The sequence below is a fragment of the Corynebacterium sp. MSK019 genome (assembly GCF_030232425.1).
In the GTDB taxonomy this organism is placed as follows: domain Bacteria; phylum Actinomycetota; class Actinomycetes; order Mycobacteriales; family Mycobacteriaceae; genus Corynebacterium; species Corynebacterium jeikeium_D.
On record NZ_JASPJT010000003.1, the window covers coordinates 54,642 to 74,895 of the forward strand.

Here is a 20,254-nt window from a genome sequence, read left to right on the forward strand (position 1 = left end):
AACGCTTTCTCTAGATTCTTTGACGTGAGATTCTTCTTAAAGAATCACTACTGGGGACGCGAGAATTACTCTACCGCTTCGACGCAGTTTTCCAGCGCCGCCTGGTCAGACTCACTGAGTTCCCCCAGAAGACTATCGAACACCTCGGAGGCGATAGCCAACGCATCCTCCTCGCTGCCGTGTGCCTCCGAGATTCCCTCCCGAATGAAGCTGTAGTCCTCCACAATGTCACCGCCGCTAAATGGCGCACCATTCCAAATTGCAATAATCACAGCCGCCGCGAGTGCGCATGCTTTCTCATCGCTACTTTCGGAATCCACCCCAATGCGGCCAGCATCAATCAATGCACCAACGCGATCCTGCGAGTCGAGATCCTGAACCTCATCGAACAGTTCAATGACCGAATCGCTACCAAAAACCTCAGTCTCCCAGATGGACATGATAGGTGGCCACGCTCCTTTCGCGCTTCGAACCAATTGCCAGTTTTCGTCTTCGACGAGCGCTTTCCAAAGAGCGCTTTTCGACGAGCCCACGGTAATCTGGCCGCCGACCAAATAGCTGTCGCCTGCACGTACCGCTAGCCGGAAAACCGCATGTGGCCTTACCGAAGTTCTACCCGACTTTTCGCCACTTTTACAGTGCGAGAGACTTATTTAATCCCCTCAACACAATTTTCACCCTAGAGAGAAGATAACGGGCATGTTAAGTTAGTTCCCAGACCTCGTAATGTAACTGTTATCTTTTTCGTTACAGGGCGATTTCACGCATGACACGAAAGGAGTACCTACCATGGTGAAGAAGGCCTTTGGAGCTCTTCTGCTCGCAGCCCTTCCCCTGAGCGTTTCGCTCGTTGGCTGCTCCGATAGCAGTGCTGCCGAGGGGGCGAATCCGGAAAACGCCGGCTCTCAGTCGAAAATGGAGACCTCTGCTCCGCTGCCTCCAGTTCCTAGTGATGCCGAGCTGCAGCAGAGCACTGAATCGAATTCAGATTCCTCGCTGACTGAGACGACTGGCAGTCTGGTACCTCGTCCGACCACGCCATCGAGCACCGAGATTGTAGAGGATCCGTACCTGCCACCGCAGGCGTACATCCCGCCGACTTCCACAAACTCAAGTACGACAACTCCGACGTCGACCACATCAACACCTCCGACGACCACGGAGACCACAGAGCCCACGTCTGACGACGTTTCTTCGCCGACGCCCAGCAAGCCGGTGCCACTGCTACCGGAAGATAACTCGGAAAAGCCGAACGACAGTCTTCCGGAAGGCGACGGTGACGCAGCAGCTGAGCCGAAGCCGCCTTCATCGCAGGCGCAGTCTCAGTCGGGTACGCAAACCACAACTCCGTCCGAGACTCCTCAGAAAACTCCTTCGAACGAGCCGACGTCCCCGAAGGGGCCGACACCTCCGAACAACCAGGCCCCTTCGAAGGAGAAGGACACCGCTGGCGGCAATGGGGCTAGCAATAGCAAGATTTCCCCAATCCCGGAAAAGCCAAAGGACTCCGGATTCCTGGGAAATCTCTTCGATAACGACGAGGACTAACCCACCCGCGGGACGGTCGCGACAAAGACGGTTGCCCCGTCTTGGCGCGCAGTCAGCTCAATATCGGCTGCGTCGACAGCCGGAACCCAGGCCGCATGGCCGCTGGGAACCTCAACCACGGAGTCGTCGTGACGCAACGTAACCGTGCCCGCTGTAGACAGCACAACCGTGGCGGAATCTTCGTCGAGCAGAACATGTTCGCCCGGCTCCAGGTCCCGCGAACGAAGGCGGAACTCGCGCACCGGCGCGTCATAGTCATTCCAGCCATCATCGGTCAGCCGCGACTGCAGCACCGGATCTGGCAGCGGGCGGAAAGAGAGCACGCGCAGTAGCTCTACGACATCGACATGCTTAGAGGTCAGGCCTCCGCGCAGCACGTTGTCGGAGTTGGCCATGATTTCCACGCCCATGCCATTGAGGTAAGCATGCAGCTGTCCCGCACCAAGGTAGATGGCTTCGCCCGGCTGTAAGCGAAGGCGATTAAGCAGCATCGAGCCCAGGACTCCCGGGTCCCCCGGATACTTTCGAGCCAGTTCGCAGGTGGTCTCGGCTACTCGCGAGAACTCCTCGTCCTCGCCACTGTAATCCGCGCACTTGGCAGCCACGGCTTCGACCAGCTCATCGAGGACATCCTGGGGCAACGTCAACCACGTTGTAAACAATGCCCGCAGAGCGCTCTCGTCATCGGCGGCATCGAGCAGTCCCATGTAGTGGTCGAACTCCGGTACCGCCAGCGCCGCGAGCAACTCCTTCGTGCGCTCCACCGGGCGGAATCCGGCCAACGCGTCGAAGGTAGTCAGGGCGACAATGAGTTCTGGCTTGTGGTTATTGTCCCGGTAATTGCGGAAATGTGCAGTGGCCGGAATGCCCTCCGCATTTTCGCGTGCAAATCCCTCCTGAGCTTCTGCCAAGGTGGGGTGTGCCTGCAGCGACAGCGGCTCATCGGCTGCGAGCAGTTTCAACAGGAACGGCAGCCTGCCGTTGTCGGTGTCAATTGCGCATCCGAGCGCAGCCGCCGGATCCTGCGCAATGAGCTCATCCAGCGGCGTGCCGGCTACGGTGGCCGATGCCAGTGCATGCGCACCAAACCACAGTTCCGCCCAGGGCTTCGATGTGGGAGCGTCCGCACCGGTGATTCTCGCCAAATGTGTACGAGACCCCCAGGGGTACGACTGCAGCACGGGGTCCAACAGCTCCATGCCCGTATCACTCCTCTAATAGTCACTACTGGCGCAAGCACGCCAATCTCACCGAAGCCCCAAAAGCCTTCGGTGACACCCGGCGATTACGCAGAAAACGCCGCAATCGCACCAACTCTGGCTGCAGTAACACATACTTCAACCAGTGGATGATGAGTCTCCGCATCGAGCGCAGGGCACTCCACACGAGCCCATCCAGCTTCGCCGTAGTGGTCCCGGTAGTGGCTCACATTGTTCGGCGCAGCTAAAACAATCGCCCCCAACGGTAGCACTGTCGCCCCTTCATCCCCACCATCAATGAACGGGTCATAGAAAATATCCCGGCTTGCCTGGGGTTCTGCAGCGAGCAATGCGCCCACGCTAAGAGACAATTCGCTTATCGACGACGCTGCCGAGACCACGCCTGCCTCGAGCATCTGTAACGATGCCAGCTCCGCTACCGGCGCCAGCGCCGAGGTCGTCGACACTGCAAGCATTCTGCGGCCTGCCACCCACTGCGCTACCTGCCGCGCGGGGTTAACTGTTTCATCTCGCTGCGGAGCACAAGCGGCAATATCGGCGTCCACCGCATCGGCGACTTCCTCGACTATCCCAGCCGGAGCCAGAGCGGTGGCGCCACATTCGGTGAGCGCGCTGGCGATGGCACCGACATAGGCGGTAAAGGACGCCGACTCCGCCATCGCCGGGCGCGGAACCACAACCGTATCGGGGCTACCTGCGGCACGCAATGGCCCTTCACCGGGATCCACCACGACCGTGGCTGCTCCTCGCCTATGAGCTTCAGCCAGAGCTGCACCGAGTGGGCTGCCGGGGTTGTCGTCACAGACGATGACCAAATCGAGGGCGCCGACATAACTGGGCAACTGATGCGCAATTACGACCGGGCAGCGGATGTCGTCGGCAAGCGCGCGCACGGATTCGGCGGCGAGCTGCGCCCGACGATTTCCCACGAGGATGACCGCGCTGCGCGGCAGTGGAAGTTGAGCAAACGCTCCCCCGCGAGTCGCGGAGGCAGCAGCTCTGAGACCTGCGCCGGCAGTGGCCATACGGTAGAACAGGGCCTCTTGGCGCGGGTTATGAGAGGAGTCGAATGACGAGGTCATACTCCCAAGCATGCCTGAAAACGGGCGTGTGGGGTTGATTAACCGCGGATGATGCCGAGAACTTCGTCGACAAGAGCGTCGACCTCAGCACGCGTCGGCGCCTCGACGTTCAGACGCAGCAGCGGCTCCGTATTGGAGGCCCGGACGTTGAACCACGCCTTGGAGTCCGCCAGCTCAATGGTCAGGCCATCCATCCAGTCCGAGGACTCGGTGCGATCGGCAAAGGCAGTCTCGATTTCCTTCTGCTTTGCCTGCTGCTCCTCTGCGCTGCCCAGGCGGGAATTAATCTCGCCGGAGGCCTCGTAGCGGTTGTACTCGGCCATGAATTCGCTCAGTGGCTTGTCCTGCTCTGCCAGTGCGGCCAGGACGTGCATGGCGGCGAGCATGCCGGAGTCAGCGTTGAAGAATTCCTTGAAGTAGTAGTGTGCCGAATGCTCGCCACCAAAAACAGCACTGTGCTCGGCCATTTGCGCCTTAATAAAGGAGTGCCCAACACGGGTACGAACCGGGGTTCCGCCGTTTTCCACAATCATCTCCGGCACGACGTGCGAGGTAATCAGGTTATGGATGATAGCCGCGCCCGGGTTCTGCTCCAGGTAGCGGGTGGCCACCAACGCACAGATGGCCGATGGGCTGACCGGGTTGCCCTTCTCGTCGACGACGAAGCAGCGGTCAGCGTCGCCATCGAAGGCAATACCGATGTCTGCGCCCTGCTCCACCGTGAACTTCTGCAGGTCAACGAGGTTGGCGGGCTCCAATGGGTTGGCCTCGTGATTCGGGAAGTTGCCGTCGAGCTCAAAGTAGAGGTCAGCAACATCCATGTCTTCCCCGAGCACTGCCGGGACTGTCAGTCCCCCCATACCGTTACCGGCATCGACTGCGATCTTCAGGCGACGGCCAGAGCGGATGTCGACCAGCCCATGGAGGAACGCCGCGTAATCCTGCAGAACATCCTCGTGATCAATTTCGCCCGGAGTGCCGGTGTACTCCGGGATTCCGTCGACAAGCAGATCCTTAATCTGAGCAAGCCCTGTCTCCTGCCCGATCGGGCGGGCGAGCGAACGGCACATCTTGATGCCGTTGTATTCAGCTGGGTTGTGGCTGGCAGTGAACATCGCGCCCGGGCATTCCTTTACTCCGGAGGCGAAATACAGCTCGTCCGTAGAGGTCAGGCCGAGCAGGGTGACGTTGAGCCCCTGTGCAGCCGCGCCGTCGGCGAAACTAGCCGCCAACTCCGGTGAGGACTCACGCATATCGTGGCCAACTACGGCACGTGTTGCGCCCTCTGAACGCATGATGTGTCCGAAGGCGGCGCCGATGGCTCCGACAAGATCCGCGTCGATGCCCTCACCGACAACACCGCGCACGTCATAGGCCTTGATGACGGCATCCAAATCGGAACGATTGTAAGTGCCCACGAAAAACCTCTCTGGGTAAGTATCAGTTTTGTGAAAAAATGATACTAGCCACAGAGAGGCTCTCACAAAGAAATGCCGCGGCAAGATGGCATGAGCTGGGGCACGGCGCCCGGCCCGTTAGTCGTCCGAATCCTCCGGATCGCGAACTACATGCAGGTGACCGCGCGCGGATTTCCGCGTCGACGGGTGACGGCTGGAATCAATCTTGTAGGTCTGAGGACGGTTGTCGACCTCATCCCGCAGCACCAGGCCAGTCGCGTTGCGGCCAGCCTCACGGACGGCTTCCGCCAGTGCGGTCAAATCATCATCGTCCTGGGCGGGCGTCGGCACGTCGTAACGCACGAGCTCCCAACCCAGCGGTGCGGTGATGGAACGCGCGTGCTTCTCACAGAGATCCCAGCTATGCGGTTCGGACGCGGCGGCGAGCGGACCCACCACAGCCGTCGACTCCGCGTAGGCATACGTCAACGTAGCTACGGCAGGTTTGCCACAGCCGGGCCGGCAACAACGTCTAAAAACACTCACGGCATCAAAGTCTAGACCCTAACTTTAAGTTTCGATAGTTTTTCTCCCACTCGGGCGTTTTTCGCTTTCCGACGCTCCCCCGGGGCACCCCAGCCTTACCCAGTAAACCTGCGACATGGCCGGAAGCTGACCTCACCCACGTTGACGATCCAACCGATTAAGCTCAACAAATATGAATTCATCGGCTTATACTCCGCGCTCTTTGCGACGCTCACTGCGACGCGGTCGCGGACCTCGGGGACCTCTGTTGCCGCCGGAAGTACCTCGTTGGAAGAGCCGTTCAGAAGCTTTTGACCAGGCGGTTATTGACGCCTACGCCCCATTGGATCAGCGCTGGTCCCGACAACTGTCACACCTGGACATCGCCATCGACACGATTCCTCGCATGCAGTTGCGCCCGGACATGTACTTCCCGGAAGAGATTGTCGCTGATGGACCTGTTCCGCTGGGACGACTTATCCCTGCTGGCATTGACCGCGTAGGCAACCCCACCCGCCCCTGCGTAGTAGTGTTCCGCCGCCCCATTGAGCGCCGTGTCTCGGGCCGAGTGGAACTGGACCAGATGCTGCAATATGTACTGATCCGCCTGGTGGCGGTATATCTGGGCATTGACCCGGTTGAGGTGGACCCTAGTTTCGACGAGAACTTCCTGTAGAAAGCTTTCTCCTAGGGAGCTCTCTAGAGAGCAGGAAAAACTCGTTCACCGAAAAATCCCCCAGGGTATTACCCAAGGGGAAACTGCGAGGTCGAGCGAAGGATAAAATGCAGACCCGGCTGCCCTAGCCAATCTGCCGCTTCAAACGGCGGCGCTCACGCTCAGAGAGGCCGCCCCAAATACCGAAGCGCTCATCATGCTCGAGAGCAAACTCCAGGCATTCATCTCGCACACCACAAGCACGACAAATACGCTTTGCTTCGCGAGTAGATCCACCCTTCTCAGGGAAGAAAGCTTCTGGATCGGTCTGGGCACACAGAGCTTGCTCCTGCCAGTCCTGATCGACGGCTTCAAACAACCCCGAAAGGTCATCTGCCCACTCTGTCAACGGCCGAGGCTGGTTTTCAGAGGAGCTATCATTCACAGCGATGTCACCCGCATTCGTCTCACTATCCACAGCAGAGCCGCCATCAAACATGCTGGACTTTTCCATGCCGAGGGCCTCCTGATGGTTGTTGCTGCGGGTCTTTAAATTGGGCTTAGTGTGCGAAACACACATTTGTGATTACACACGTGTAACCCACCATCGGTCAAGCCGAATAGAGAATTTGCCCCAATAGTTTTCATTGCCCCTGAAGCCCCTCCCCCCGCGTTGGGGATTAAGTTCAGGTTGAAGGATGGTGCCCGAACCCCAAACCTGCCACCTGAACTCAATCACATTCGCCACATGCCTCTCACCAGCAACTTTGACGACACTTCGGCAACTCTAATCAGATATTGCCGACAAAAGTCTGACACGCCGAAGGCTGCAGACTAGACATCCGTCGAAAAACGTACTCCGCGATCGGGGATCTGGACGCCCGGCCACACACGGATACCGTTGATCAATTCACAGCGCGCACCAACGACGGCACCCTCGCCGATAATGGCATCACTGATGACCGTTCGCGGGCCGATATCGGCGCCATCGGCAATCACAGAGCGCTCGATCACAGCACCGGCACCGATGCGTGCGCCGTCGAAGATCACCGATTGATCAATCCGAGCTCCCGCACCAATCTCCGCCCCACGGCCGACAACAGAGCCACCGTAGAGAAGAGCACCGCCACCGACCGACGCAGATTCGTCGACAAGCGCTTCGCCGTGCTTACCCTCTAGAAGTGGTGACGGCGCGATACCGCGGACCAAATCGGAGGAGCCGCGGACGAAGTCGCCCGGAGTCCCCATGTCACGCCAGTAGGCGTAATCAACGTGACCGTAGACGTTCATACCGCGGTCAAGCAGCGCTGGGAAGATTTCACGCTCAACGCTGATGGGGCGACCAGCCGGAATCGACTCGATAATCTCGCGGCGGAACACGTAGATACCGGCATTAATCTGATCGGTCGGCGGATCCTGGGTCTTCTCCAGGAACTCCAGGACGCGCCCATCCTCATCGGTCGGAACACAGCCGAACGCGCGTGGATCCGGCACACGGACGAGGTGCATCGTAACGTCCGCATCCTTCTCCGCGTGGGTGCCCAACACCGCGCGCAAGTCGGTACCGCCGAGGACATCGCCATTGAAAATCATTGCGGTGTCATAGCGCAGCTTGTCTAGGACGTTTCGGATACCGCCACCGGTACCCAGCGGCTCAGCCTCAAAGACGTATTCAATTTCGAGACCCAAATCCGAACCGTCGCCGAAGTGTTCTTCAAATACTTCAGCTCGGTAGGAGGTACCCAATACCACGTGCTTCATACCTGCTGCACGAATGCGGCCAAGCAGGTGCTCCAGGAATGGATGCCCTGCCGTGGGCAGCATCGGCTTCGGCGTATTCACAGTAAGGGGGCGCAAACGCGTACCTTGCCCGCCGACCAGAATGACAGCGTCAGTCTGTTCAGCCAACGTGGCTCCCGCCTGCTGTGCAGCATCCGCTCCCGGCTGGAAGGCGGAGCCATTCCCAGCACTCGGACGAACTTCGGTAGTCATGAAATCGGTAACTTTCTTCGATGGATTATTCCAACAGTTAATTAATTCCTACGCTTTTTGACCGCGATTATGACTTTGCCACGCAGGAACAGCCCCAAACGCAATGCCAGTCGCACAGGTGCCAGCGCCGGCCCCGGCAGGCGATCTGACATAAAACGGTATGCCGACTCGTGATGGGCCTTTACAGTAATTTCTGGGTGCTTACTGGCAGAATGCCCCTGCGCGTGACGAATCTCTGCACGAGGACAGAAAATATTCCTCCAACCAGCCTTGCCCAGTCGGTCGCCCAAATCCACGTCCTCCATGTACATGAAGTAGCGGGTATCAAAGCCATCAATCTGGTCGAACGCATCCCATCGCAGCAGCAGGCATGCGCCCGACAACCAGCCGGCCGGTCGCTGGCGATCCATATCCGCGTCATCCCGATAGCGCCGTGAGAAAGGGTTAGTAGGCCAGATGTCGGCGAGCAGCGCGTGTCCGATACCGCTGACAAGCTCAGGAACCGCGCGTGCCGACGGGTACACGCTGCCATCCGCCTCGCGAATCAGCGGACCAATCGCTCCGGCTTTGGGATTGCGCTGCGCGCATTCCAACAGAACATCGATTGCGCCAGGGGCAAACACCACGTCAGGGTTGACCAGCATGACGTAGTCAGGATTAATCTCACCGGCACGGCGAGCCCGTCCCAGCTCCGCAATGCCACGGTTGGCGGCCGCGCCATAGCCAATGTTGCCGCCGGTGCGCAGAAGCTGAACATCCGCTCCGGTCTCCTTAGCCCGAGCTTCTTCCTTCTCCACGGAACCATCCGTCGAGCCGTTGTCGGCCATGATCAGACGCGTGGAGGCACTGGCGGCGGAGCCCAGCGAATCCACCAGCTTGCTCAGGTGCTCACCGGGCGAAAAGGTCACGGTGACCACACCGAGCGGAAGCTGCGAGGGTTGCGGGGAATTCGAGGTTGCATTCACAAACCTAGACCCTAGGTCAGGACTGCCCGCAAAGTGTCCTGCCACTCCGGAAGTGAATGTAGACCTACCTCACTCCATGCGGAACCATCCAACACGGACCAGGCCGGACGCGGGGCCGGACGAGGGAACTCACTGCTGGTACACGCCACCACACGCTGTGGATCGTGACCGATGAGCCGAAACACTTCGCGAGCCACTTCGAACCATGTTGACTCACCGCTGCCCGTGACATGGAAGGTGCCGGTCGGTGCGCTGCTCGGTTCGGACAACACGCGATCGCACAACTCCCAGATAGCTCCGGCGAGGTCACCAACAAAGGTGGGGTTGCCGTGCTGATCGTCAACGACCTTAATAATTGCCGGATTGCCCTTGTCATCAGTCGCCGTCTCCGCCAGACGCATCATCGTGGAGACGAAGTCCTTGGCCTCTGGCTGTGTGGGGCCCGACCAGACCCACGCCGTACGCAAAATAGCGGAACGCGCGCCCGAATCACGCACATTGTTCTCCCCCACTAACTTGGTACGTCCATACATAGTCTGAGGTGCGGTGAAATCATCAACTCGCAGCGCTCGGCGCTGCCCCGTCATCTCATCGATTGCTACATCACCGAAGACATAGTCGGTGGAGATGTGAATGAGATACGCGTCTTCCTTTTTCGCCCGAGCCGCCAAGTACTTCGGTCCGAGTGCATTGATTAGGTGTGCCGAACCGGGATCGGATTCTGCACCATCGACATCGGTCGCCGCTGCCGCGTTAATGATGATGTCGACGTCGTCAAGCAGAGGCGTTGCCTCCACAGCATCCGAATCAGTGATATCCAACTGTGCCCGCGTAAGAGCGAGCACCTCAACATCGGCGGCGAAAGAATCACGCTGAAGCGCAGTACCCAGCTGTCCAGCAGCACCAGTTATGGCGACAATGGGACGCCGCGAATTGCTGTGGGTTGGTCCATGAGTGGCGAAATGCGAGACTGATATTTCAGACATATTCTTCTTTATCACTATCGTAGATACGATTGACACTGTGTTGAGGTGCAACCGGATACGGATTGACACTGTGTTGAGGTGCCACCGCACACGGTTGGACGGTTAAGGTTTATGTAGTTTCCGCAGCTGCTTACTGCTCTCCACGATGTGTGGAATGCCCACGCAGACATGCAGCACAAATTATATTTTCGAAAACGGTTTAAGAGGAGCCCCGGTTTGAGCAGCCACACGCCACGCGCGCGTCACGCACGCGATATTCAAGCGCCACCGTCCTCTGCAGAGAGTACCGCCCAAGCTTGGCCGCCGATGCTGCGCAATGCGCTTGTGCTGCTCTCGGCCATTATCCTGGTTATTTCCGCAGTTGGCTGGTGGACACTCGGTAGGACCACCGACAACTTGGGTTCGGGTGGCGACTTCGGTCTGGGCAGTGAGAAGGACGGTGCAACCGATATTCTGCTCGTCGGCTCCGACTCCCGCACCGATGCCCAGGGCAACCCGCTGACTCCGGAAGAAGTTGAGCTTCTGCGTGCCGGCGACGAAGAAGCCACGAATACAGACACGATTATTGTGATTCGTGTTCCTGCCGATGGTTCTTCAGCGACGGCAATTTCCATTCCGCGCGATACCTATGTCCACACCAATCGCCTAGGCAACACAAAGATCAATGGTGTCTACGGCAATACAAAGCAGATGGTGGAAGAAGAACTCGCAGGAAGCGGGGCCTCGCCGGAAGACATTGAGCGTCGCTCGACTGAGGCCGGGCGCAGAGCTCTGATTGAAACCATTAGCGACCTCAGCGGTATCACCGTTGACCACTACGCAGAAGTTGGCCTGCTCGGCTTCGTCCTGCTCACCGACGCCATCGGCGGTGTCGATGTATGTCTGAATGAGGCTGTCTACGACGAGTTCTCGGGTGCAGATTTCCCAGCGGGCTCACAGACATTGAAGGGCGCCGACGCGCTCTCATTCGTCCGCCAGCGCCATGGTCTGCCCCGCGGTGACCTCGACCGAATTACTCGCCAGCAGGTCTTCATGGCCTCGTTCACCAATAAGCTGCTCGGCGCTGGCACGCTGTCTAATCCCGCGAAGCTGTCTGAACTGGGCAACGCCGTCCAGCGTTCGGTGGTGCTCGACGACAACTGGGATGTCACCGGATTTGCCACCCAGATGCAGGGCCTCAGTGGTGGCAACGTGAAGTTTGAAACTATCCCGGTGACCTCGATTGACGGTGTCGGTGACTATGGCGAGTCGGTGGTCACAATCGATAAGGGCCAGGTTCACAAGTACTTCGAGACCCTGCTGGGCACCAAGGAAGAAAAAGCTCCGGCGAAGGAAGAAGACGAAAAGAAGGCTGACCCCAACGCGGCTGAAACTACGGTCAGCGTTTACAACGCCACAGGCATTGAAGGTTTGGCCAGCGGCGTCTCAGGTTTCTTAACGGAAAAGGGCTACACCCAGGGCGAGGTCGGCAACGCTGAGTTCGCCGGCGTTGCCTCCAGCCAGATCAATGCGGCTGACCCAGAGGATCCGGCAGCGCAGGCCATCTCTGAGGCACTCGGTGGCGTACCGATTGTCCACGATCCATACCTCGACCCGCACCACATCTCAGTGACAATTGCCGGTGACTACGAAGGCCCGGGATTGACATCAGAGGGAATGGCCGCTGATTCGGGCGACGGTGCCGAACCCGCGCCTGAAGTCGAAGATGGTTCCAATGGCGATGTCATCGGCCAGGAAGGCGGGGCAATTCCGCAGGAAGATCGCCCCGCTATCGACGCCGCCGGCGTGACCTGCGTGAACTAGGCCCGTCCCTTCGGGGAGACCTCAGCGACATGTTCGATGAGGTTATATTCCTCAATTGCGGCCAAGGCCTCCTTGGCCTCCTGTTCGTCCAGCACGTTCATGATGAACCCGTTCTGGACGAACACCCAATCACCTGCCACCAGCTCAGGCACGTACATTGCCGAGCATTGCCGCTTCTGCCCCGCCATATCCACCGTCGCCATCGGCAATGGACCATCGGCGATTGCCAAAACCCGGGCAGGAATTCCAAGACACATCGTGTTACTTCGTCCTCTCCACTACAGTCGGGCGTCCGCCGAACCAGGGCTATCCGTTGTTATATTGTCCGCAGGTGCACCGGCATGTTCCTGCATCGTGAATGTCATCACTCCCGCAGGTGCCGAACTACACGGTAGGCACGGATCAGCGGCCCAAATCGACTTCTCGACCCCCGCAGTCTCCCCGCCACCGCACAGCTGCTCGGTAAGCATACGCGTCAGCCAGGGTTCATTCTGCGCAGTCGGTGTCATAATCTGACAATCCGTAATGATGCCGTCAGCTCCTGCCGTATAACGATGCACTAACAGCCCACGTGGCCCGTCAATCATCCCGACACCACTGCGATGTCCTTCAAAGTCAGCATTCTCAATCGCCGTCGCAGCATTCGGATTGCACACATGGTCGCCGAGCAGCTCCCCGTCGGCAAGCACCCGCTTCGCCCAGGCCACGGTGTCGGCGAGAAGCTGGCGTTGGGCGTCGCGTGGGCTGATTCCACGCTTATCGACGACAACCTGCCTGGAGACCGGCCCCACCCGGTAAAAATCTGCCCGCTGACCTTCACAACCATCCTTGCCCAGCTCCTTCGAGGCATCAAACACCGGCCTGGGAGCGGCATCGCCCGGACGGGATTCCCGAACACGTGTAGGCCAATCAGCAGCCGGGAAAATCTGCGCTGCGGTATCGGTGTCGTGCCGCGCGACTGCCAGGTAATTTCCCAGCGGAGCAAGTTCACCGTCAGCGTCGACGACTGCGACGTCGAGACCGTCAAAAGTATCCGTCCAAGCACCAGAAGCATCGGGGGCGGCAAGAAGCTCCACTTCCTTGATTACCGCCGTCTCAGCCAGCGCCTCCAGAGCACTTTCGGCCTCAGAAACAAGCGTCTTATCCACTGCCGCGCGCACACCGCCGGGGACGGCGACATCCGGGAAGTGCGACGGTTCCCCCGCTGCACGCATCAGAGCTTTTCCCGCACGCTTCATTGCCCGCGCCCCCTCGCGGTCGGCGGCCACAAACTTGGTCGCTAGATTATCCAAGGTCGACCCGGCCGCCAGCAGCTCTCGAATCAACTGTGCGGTGCGGGGAATATCGGAAATCCCGTAGAGGTCCTCCACCGCCCGTACACCTGCAAGATGATGCACAACCGGGCACAGGCCACACAGCCGCTTGGTGATATCTGGCACATCTAATGCCTGCTTGCCCACGAGCATCCCGTCGATACGCGGCAGCCCTGAAAGGTCGAAGGACACCTGTGTGATGGCGCCGTTGTCATCGCGATAGACATCCAGTCGTGCCTCGAATGGGTCAACAAGCTCATCGAGCTGGATGTGCTGGGTAACCGGAACGGATTTGGATGACATGGTCCGCCTGCGCCTCCTTCGCGCTGAGTGCTTCGCCATAATGGTATCTGTGCATGAGCTTGGATTGTTGACCAGCGTGGTGGAAAAGATTGCCGAGGTCTGCCCGGGACGTACCGTGACAAAGGTGTCAATGCGTGTGGGCGACCGCTCCGGGGTCGTCTACGATTCCCTCATCGCCGCATGGCCTGTGGCCAGTGCCGCGACGCAGTGTGAGGGCGCCGAGTTAGATGCCGAGCTCATTGTCTCGACGGTCTACTGCCCCACCTGCGAGGCTGAGCATGAAATTGATGAATTCTATGCTCTAACCTGCCCTGTCTGCGGCACCCCAACTGCGGATTTGCGGCACGGCCGCGAGTTTGAAATCTCCAGTATTGAGGTCAGCGCTGAGGGCGAGGGTTAGACGTCACTGTCGCGCTCGTCGGCAAGCCAGCTGTCGATGAGCTCACGCGCAACCTCAGTCGCTTCCTCAATGCCGACAAGTGCCGTGTCGCTGAGCCCCACCACCATGTCAGCCGACTCGTAGACCACTCCCACCACACCGACGCGCGCAGGCTCCTGCCCCAACAGGCGCGCCGCGGTGAGCAAATCCAACAAGCCGACCTGGTGCGCGGACAGCTTTGCCGCCAATAGTCGAGGAATCTGGTCACCGACAAGCTTGACGACGGTACCGGGATCCCCCGGACCAGCGAGAGCATCGAGCAACAATAAGTTCTTGGCCTCCTGCACGATGGGCAGCAACTCCATACCGCAGGTGCCGCCATCGATGTAGGCAACCGCACCCGTCCATTCGTCCCCTCGCCCGGCGATGTTCGCAGGATCATCGAGATTAGAGGGCGACCAGACCAAATGCGCAGAATCTCCGGCCTGAGTTGCCTGCCTCATGCCTGCAGATTCCAGTTCCGGGGCGAGGCGCCTCAGCAGTTCGAGACCAATGCCGTCGTCGCCCATGACGGGGTTGCCGATGCCAAGAACCGTCACCAACGGGGTTCCAGTATCGGCGCCGGTGGCTGCGTCGGACGTCTTATCGCTACCCAATGATCTCCTATCCAATGCGTGGAGAGTCAACCGGTTGCGTGCCGCGCGGTAGCCAGACAGAGCCACCAATCATCGAGGACAGACCACCGTGATTGTGCACCGCATCGGAGCGGATGACCAGGTAAACGTGAATGACGGCGAAGAGCCAAATCAAGTACATGATGATTGTGTGAATCAGGCGGAAGTAACCGATGCCAATCCAGTGCGTGGGCATAGCCAACAGCTGGAAGAACCAGTTGGACTGATCCATCATCGCGTATAGCGACAAACCTGTGAGCATCTGGATGAAACACATCGCATAAATGCCGGTGTACGCCAGCTGCTGCAGCGGATTGTGAGCGAAGTAGAACGGCCCTTCCTTGCGCAGGAAGAGGTAGTACTGCATCGTGTGCCAGAGGTCTTTAACATCCTGCTTGTTATAAATCGGCCATAGCGCACGCCATCGGGTTTGTCGGTCGTGGGTAACAAACAACAGAATGACACGCCACAGCCCCACCGCAATCCATAGGAATCCGGCTAAGAAGTGCGCGAAACGGACATATCCCATCGCGAATCCCGCCGCCGAACCGTCATAAGTACGCTCGGTCAAATAGGGCTGCATGATGTACCAGCCGGTAAAGGTCATCACCAGCATCAGCGCCAGGTTCAACCAATGTTGAACGCGCAGCGCCCATCCCCACAGGTGAACCTCAACCCACGAACCGGAGCCCTTCTTGTTCTCCGCAATGGCCTCGTCGAGTTTCCGCAGCCCCATTGCCACGAATCCTTCGAAGATGAACTCTCCGATGATATTTCCGTCTTTGTCAATGGGCGCAAGCGCGACGCCCATGCTGCGGTGCCCGCGACCATGATGCATGTTCGCGTTACGACGAAGTAGAACGCCTTCCTCACGGGACATCGTGGATGCCTCAACGACCGCATTCAATTCACCGCGCATGATGGCGACATCGACCGTTTGATCCGCAATGTTGAGGCCGTGCACCTTGGCAATGGAGTAACGGCGGTCAGGCGTCGCCGGGTCGTAGGAATCCGGGGTCAGTTTCATCAGTGGCGTGCCGTCGAGGTGGAAAAGATCGTCACGACGACGACGCAAGCTGACCTTTAGCGCAAGGTCGACAGGATCGCGGGAGTCGTCCGGGACAATTGCTGCGGCCTGAATGACCTCGGATGGCGACAACCAGTGGCTGGTGTGTGCGTCAATAACCGCAATAACCAGGGGGTTGCCCTTGGAATCTTTTAGTCGCAGTTCCGGATTTTCACTCACTGGGGGTGTCATGCCGTCGTCACCTTAAACATTTCCTGACCAGCCGGATCCAAAATGTGGACTGCGCAGGCCATACATGGATCGAAGGAATGAATCGTGCGAAGTGGTTCAAGCGGCTGCTCGGGATCAACCAGCGGATGTGTGCCATCGCCAGCCAGCGCGTGCTCGTATGGGCCAAGCTGCCCCTTCGAGTCACGGCCACCGGCCAGCCACGTGGTGGGAACCACGGCTTGGTAGTTGGTCACCTTGCCATTTTCAATTTTGACCCAGTGGCTGAGCATGCCACGAGCGACCTCGAGGAAGCCCACGCCCTGGCACTTTTCCGGCCACGTGGTCGGCTCCCAACGGCTGTTGTCGAAGACATCGATGTCGCCGTTCTTCAGGGCCTCAACGAACTCCGGGAAAATGTGATCTGCCAAGTAATTGGCGGTGGTCACAGACTCCACAGCACGTGCGTAGGTGCGTCCCGCAGTGGAGTTCATCTGCTCAATGCGCAGGTCGAGCTTATCCATGACCTCGTCGACCAGGCGCATTGTCTCCGGCTCCTTCTGCAGGTATGCCAACAGCACACGAGCAACCGGGCCAACTTGAACAGCGCGACCGTCGTAACGCGGCGCCTTCGACCAGGTGTACTTTTCATTGTCCGACAACCACTCGTACGGCGGCTTCGGGCCGGTGTAGTTCACAGTTGTTTCGCCGTCATACGGCTTGAGGCCGACATCATCGCCGGCTTCCTGCGTATACCAGGCGGAGTTGATGAATTCCTCGATCTTTTCCGGCTGGAATGGGTGGAGCTTGGTGTAGTCACCGTCGAGAATGACACCGGGCTTGATGTCTGGATGCACGGTCTGGACACGGGACTTAGCCGGGTCGCCGGAGTAAGTGGCGCCGGCCATGCCTACCGCCAGGAAGCTGTCGGAGGAGCGACCGATGTCGAAGTAGTCCTTGTAAACGCTCATGATGGCGACTGCATCTGGGTAGAAGCAGTCATTGACGAACTCCACAATCTCGTCGATCCAGGACTTGATCTGATCAATGCCGACTTGGTTGACCGTCTCAGAGCGTTCCGGGTCGATGGAGCACGCCATGCCTCCGACCAGGAAGTTCGGGTGTGGATTCTTACCGCCGAAGACGGTGTTAATGCGGATGATAGAGCGCTGGAAAGCCAAGGCGTCGAGGTAGTGCGACACTGCCATCAGGTTGGCCTCAGGCGGCAAGCGGTAGTCCTCATGTCCCCAGTAGCCGCCGGTGAAGATGGACAGCTGGCCGGAGTCCACAATGCCCTGCACGGTCTCCTTGACCCGGGCGAAGGTTTCTTCGTTGTTGCCCTTCCACGTCGAGCCGATCGACTGCGCGAACTCAACGGTCTTCTTCGGATCTGCCTCGAGAGCCTTCGTGACATCAATCCAGTCCAGACCGTGAAGATGGTAGAAGTGCACGACGTGGTCGTGAATCTCCTGCGAGCCAATCACCAGGTCGCGAATACGACGTGCCTGCGGGGGCGGTGTCGAGCCAATGGCATCTTCGACAGCGGCAATGGACGCCACCGAGTGAGTACCCGTGCACACACCACAGATACGACCAACGAATGCCCAGACATCGCGAGGATCGCGGTTTTTCACAATGGTTTCGATACCGCGGAACTGAGTAGTCTCACTCCACGCGGTTTTGATCTGGTCTCCCTCGCGTTCCAGCTCAATGCGAAGGTGTCCCTCGATTCGGGTAATCGGGTCGATTACAACTTTTTCCGTAGCCATGTCCTATGCCCCCTTAGTTGTCCTTCGAATCGGATGCTGTCTCGCTCTGCGTGCCTGGTGCGTTTGAAGGAAGGTCGACCATCGGTGGCTTCCGGCCTTCCACACCACCAAACGCAGCCAACACCTTTTCTTCGCCGTTGGAGCGCCTTATCTTCAGTTCCTTCACCAGTGTGAGTCCGCCATGGACCGCGGCACCCGCGGCAGTGGCAGCCAGCAGTCCAACGCCGACCTTGTTCACGCTGGACTCCACTCCAATACCCGGGATTCCCGGCAGCTTGTCGTAGAACGGAGTGAACTGGTCGAAGAAGTCCTTCTCAGTACAGCCAATACATGGGTGACCAGCACCGATTGGCCAACCGGACTTAAGGTTCCACTGCACGATTGGGCATGGGCTAAACGTGGATGGCCCCTTACAGCCGACCTCGTAAAGGCACCAACCGTTGCGTGCGCCCTCGTCGTCGAAGGTTTTCACGAACTGACCGGCATCGTAATGCGCACGACGCGGGCAGGAGTCGTGAATACGCTGGTCATAGGCAAACTTTGGCCGCCCCTCAGCGTCGACCTCCGGTGTCTTGCCATAAGTGAGTACGTACGTCAGGGTGGCCGTAATCACCTCACCAATCGGCGGACAACCAGAGACGTTAATCACCGGCTTGCCCTTGATAATCTCATCGACACCCTTGGCACCGGTCGGATTCGGCTTAGCAGCCTGGACAGAACCCCAGACTGCGCAGGCACCAACGGCCAGGATTGCCGTGGCCTTCTCAGCAGCCTCGAGCAGCACCTGTTCTGCCGACTTACCGCCAATGGTGCAGTACGCACCGTTCTCGCCGGTCGGAATCGAGCCATTGACCACCAGAATGTGATCCTCGGCATTCATGTCGTCCAAAGCCTTTTCAGCCGCATGCCCGGACGGTGCCATGAGCAGCTCGTTGTAGTCCATCGAAACCAGGTTCAGCACCACATCTTCAGCAGTGGTGCCTCCGGAACGCAATACGGATTCCATACATCCGGTACATTCCTGCAACTGCAGCCAAGCCACCTTCGGCTTCTTTACAGCCGAGAGCTTATCTGCGATTTCCTCCGCCGAGGGAGTCAGTGACTGCGCCGCAGCCTCACCGACATTCGGAGTTCCGGCGGCAAAAATTGCCGCCATAGTGCCACAAAACTTCATGAAACTGCGCCGTGAGACACCAGCTCTAGCGAGGTTTTCGCCGAGGGTCCCTTCCTGCCAATTCGCGCCACTAATCATTTTTTCGCTGCGCCTTCTGCTTAGTTATTAGGAATATTGGTTTCGAGGTTTTACAACTACCAAGGCCCATTGCCTATACATGGCCAAGTATAGCGACCTAAGAACAACCTGAATAATGGTGCTGCGCTGCGGTTATAACAAAATAATATGCAAGATAAATGTTGCGTAAATATAGCTCCAGGTACAGGTAGTGAACGTGAAAAACCGCCACAGATTACAGCGGGATATCACCTATCCCCCACTAAGGTGGAGCGAAGCGAGGGGGGGGGTAACGGAGCCGTCGTCAAGCATGCCGTGACGCCTCCCATTGCTTCACGACGGCCCCCGGCGCGCGCTTAATCAACCAGCGCAGGGTTGACCCAACGGAGCCATTCGTCGATGCCCTCCCCGGTCTTAGCGGAGACCTCAATCACCTTCACGCCTGGATTGACCTTTTCCAGGTTGGCGCGGAAGAGCTCCATGTCGAAGTCAAGGTACGGGGCAAGGTCCATCTTGTTGATAACCACTACCTGCACAGAGCGGAACATCACCGGGTACTTGACCGGCTTATCCTCCCCCTCGGTGATGGAGTAGACCATTGCCTTGCGAGTCTCGCCGACCTCAAACTCAGCCGGACAGACAAGGTTTCCCACATTTTCAATCATGACCAGGTCAAGCGTGGCCAAATCCAGCCCCTCGAGCGCGCGGGAGACCATCGGGGCGTCCAAGTGGCATTCACCACCGAATCCGTTGCCCGTGTTCAGCAGCGAAATCTGTGCCCCGTAACCCTCCAAGCGGTCGGCATCGAGAGCCGTCTCAATATCGCCCTCGATAATGCCGACGCGCAGCTTTCCCTGCGCAGCCGCCAGTGTCTTCTCCAACAGCGCAGTCTTGCCTGAACCCGGGGAGCTCATCAGGTTGATGGCTTCCACGCCATGCTCAGCAAGCAGCTCGCGATTATGCTCCGCGCGGTGGTCGTTCTCGCTGAAGATGTCCTCGAGGATGGTCACGCGTTCCACGCCGGTTTCATAACCCGAGTGGTCGCCGTGGCTAGTGTCATCGGGATCGGCGAGATGAACGTGGTCATGGCCGTGATGGTGGTCATGGTCGTGGTCATGATGATGGTGGTGATGGTGGTGTGCGTCATCGCCGTCATGCCGGTGGAAACGTCCCATGAT

The 20,254-nt window shown here is 58.7% G+C and carries 20 protein-coding genes; 4 read left to right on the top strand and 16 right to left on the bottom strand.

Going from position 1 to position 20,254, the window contains the following annotated elements; all coding sequences use genetic code 11:
* Positions 1–65 precede the first annotated feature (65 nt).
* Complete coding sequence (locus QP982_RS02735; RefSeq protein ID WP_049191146.1) at positions 66–440, bottom strand: DUF4259 domain-containing protein; 375 nt, start codon at positions 438–440, stop codon at positions 66–68.
* A 349-nt stretch (positions 441–789) separates the two neighbouring features.
* Here QP982_RS02735 and QP982_RS02740 point away from each other — a divergent pair, with 349 nt between their 5' ends.
* Positions 790–1,548: a hypothetical protein gene (locus tag QP982_RS02740; RefSeq protein WP_048731662.1), complete on the top strand. Its 759-nt coding sequence runs from the start codon at positions 790–792 to the stop codon at positions 1,546–1,548.
* Here the strand turns inward: QP982_RS02740 and manA are convergent.
* From manA to QP982_RS02760, 4 genes are all read right to left on the bottom strand, one after another.
* Positions 1,545–2,747: a mannose-6-phosphate isomerase, class I gene (gene manA, locus QP982_RS02745; RefSeq protein ID WP_048731660.1), complete on the bottom strand. Its 1,203-nt coding sequence runs from the start codon at positions 2,745–2,747 to the stop codon at positions 1,545–1,547. The two genes, QP982_RS02740 and manA, sit on opposite strands and share 4 nt — an antisense overlap.
* A gap of 86 nt (positions 2,748–2,833) precedes the next feature.
* Positions 2,834–3,850, bottom strand: a complete 1,017-nt coding sequence (locus QP982_RS02750; protein ID WP_284870186.1) for a hypothetical protein — start codon at positions 3,848–3,850, stop codon at positions 2,834–2,836.
* Between the two features lie 38 nt (positions 3,851–3,888).
* Positions 3,889–5,268, bottom strand: a complete 1,380-nt coding sequence (locus tag QP982_RS02755) for a phosphomannomutase/phosphoglucomutase (RefSeq protein WP_080985611.1) — start codon at positions 5,266–5,268, stop codon at positions 3,889–3,891.
* 117 nt (positions 5,269–5,385) lie between these two features.
* Entirely contained in the window at positions 5,386–5,793 is a 408-nt protein-coding gene (locus QP982_RS02760; protein ID WP_005509890.1) for a DUF3499 domain-containing protein, read from the bottom strand.
* A gap of 172 nt (positions 5,794–5,965) precedes the next feature.
* Here QP982_RS02760 and QP982_RS02765 point away from each other — a divergent pair, with 172 nt between their 5' ends.
* Positions 5,966–6,448, top strand: a complete 483-nt coding sequence (locus QP982_RS02765; protein ID WP_070439494.1) for a metallopeptidase family protein — start codon at positions 5,966–5,968, stop codon at positions 6,446–6,448.
* A gap of 124 nt (positions 6,449–6,572) precedes the next feature.
* Here QP982_RS02765 and QP982_RS02770 read toward each other — a convergent pair whose 3' ends face one another.
* The 4 genes from QP982_RS02770 to rfbD form a co-directional block, all read right to left on the bottom strand.
* On the bottom strand, positions 6,573–6,941 hold the full coding sequence (locus QP982_RS02770; RefSeq protein ID WP_005510060.1) for a WhiB family transcriptional regulator: 369 nt from the start codon (positions 6,939–6,941) through the stop codon (positions 6,573–6,575).
* Between the two features lie 320 nt (positions 6,942–7,261).
* Complete coding sequence (gene manB, locus QP982_RS02775; RefSeq protein ID WP_284870187.1) at positions 7,262–8,419, bottom strand: mannose-1-phosphate guanylyltransferase; 1,158 nt, start codon at positions 8,417–8,419, stop codon at positions 7,262–7,264.
* A gap of 41 nt (positions 8,420–8,460) precedes the next feature.
* A complete protein-coding gene (locus QP982_RS02780; protein WP_049193297.1) occupies positions 8,461–9,384 on the bottom strand; it encodes a glycosyltransferase family 2 protein in 924 nt (307 codons plus the stop codon).
* An 11-nt stretch (positions 9,385–9,395) separates the two neighbouring features.
* Positions 9,396–10,370, bottom strand: a complete 975-nt coding sequence (rfbD, locus tag QP982_RS02785) for a dTDP-4-dehydrorhamnose reductase (RefSeq protein WP_284870188.1) — start codon at positions 10,368–10,370, stop codon at positions 9,396–9,398.
* A 168-nt stretch (positions 10,371–10,538) separates the two neighbouring features.
* Here rfbD and QP982_RS02790 point away from each other — a divergent pair, with 168 nt between their 5' ends.
* A complete protein-coding gene (locus QP982_RS02790) occupies positions 10,539–12,173 on the top strand; it encodes an LCP family protein (protein WP_370449627.1) in 1,635 nt (544 codons plus the stop codon).
* On the opposite strand, the gene QP982_RS02795 is transcribed toward QP982_RS02790, so the two are convergent.
* Positions 12,170–12,430 (bottom strand): HypC/HybG/HupF family hydrogenase formation chaperone, encoded by a 261-nt coding sequence (locus QP982_RS02795; protein ID WP_016422191.1) that lies wholly within the window; start codon positions 12,428–12,430, stop codon positions 12,170–12,172. The genes QP982_RS02790 and QP982_RS02795 overlap by 4 nt on opposite strands.
* A 21-nt stretch (positions 12,431–12,451) precedes the next feature.
* Complete coding sequence (locus tag QP982_RS02800; protein WP_284870189.1) at positions 12,452–13,789, bottom strand: nickel-dependent hydrogenase large subunit; 1,338 nt, start codon at positions 13,787–13,789, stop codon at positions 12,452–12,454.
* A gap of 40 nt (positions 13,790–13,829) precedes the next feature.
* Between QP982_RS02800 and QP982_RS02805 the strand changes: the two genes are divergently transcribed.
* Entirely contained in the window at positions 13,830–14,189 is a 360-nt protein-coding gene (locus tag QP982_RS02805) for a hydrogenase maturation nickel metallochaperone HypA/HybF (RefSeq protein ID WP_172954599.1), read from the top strand.
* On the opposite strand, the gene QP982_RS02810 is transcribed toward QP982_RS02805, so the two are convergent.
* The 5 genes from QP982_RS02810 to hypB form a co-directional block, all read right to left on the bottom strand.
* Positions 14,186–14,770, bottom strand: coding sequence for a hydrogenase maturation protease (locus tag QP982_RS02810; RefSeq protein WP_076771733.1), 585 nt, complete (start codon positions 14,768–14,770; stop codon positions 14,186–14,188). The genes QP982_RS02805 and QP982_RS02810 overlap by 4 nt on opposite strands.
* Before the next feature lie 61 nt (positions 14,771–14,831).
* Entirely contained in the window at positions 14,832–16,100 is a 1,269-nt protein-coding gene (gene cybH / locus QP982_RS02815; RefSeq protein WP_284870192.1) for a Ni/Fe-hydrogenase, b-type cytochrome subunit, read from the bottom strand.
* Positions 16,097–17,845 (bottom strand): nickel-dependent hydrogenase large subunit, encoded by a 1,749-nt coding sequence (locus tag QP982_RS02820; RefSeq protein WP_049193295.1) that lies wholly within the window; start codon positions 17,843–17,845, stop codon positions 16,097–16,099. The genes cybH and QP982_RS02820 overlap by 4 nt, the downstream gene beginning before the upstream one ends.
* 13 nt (positions 17,846–17,858) lie before the next feature.
* Positions 17,859–19,097, bottom strand: coding sequence for a hydrogenase small subunit (locus tag QP982_RS02825; RefSeq protein WP_070549734.1), 1,239 nt, complete (start codon positions 19,095–19,097; stop codon positions 17,859–17,861).
* 335 nt (positions 19,098–19,432) lie between these two features.
* Positions 19,433–20,251 carry a hydrogenase nickel incorporation protein HypB gene (gene hypB / locus QP982_RS02830; RefSeq protein ID WP_070566216.1) on the bottom strand — a complete coding sequence of 273 codons (819 nt, stop codon included), beginning with the start codon at positions 20,249–20,251 and terminating at the stop codon, positions 19,433–19,435.
* Between the last annotated feature and the right edge of the window lie 3 nt (positions 20,252–20,254).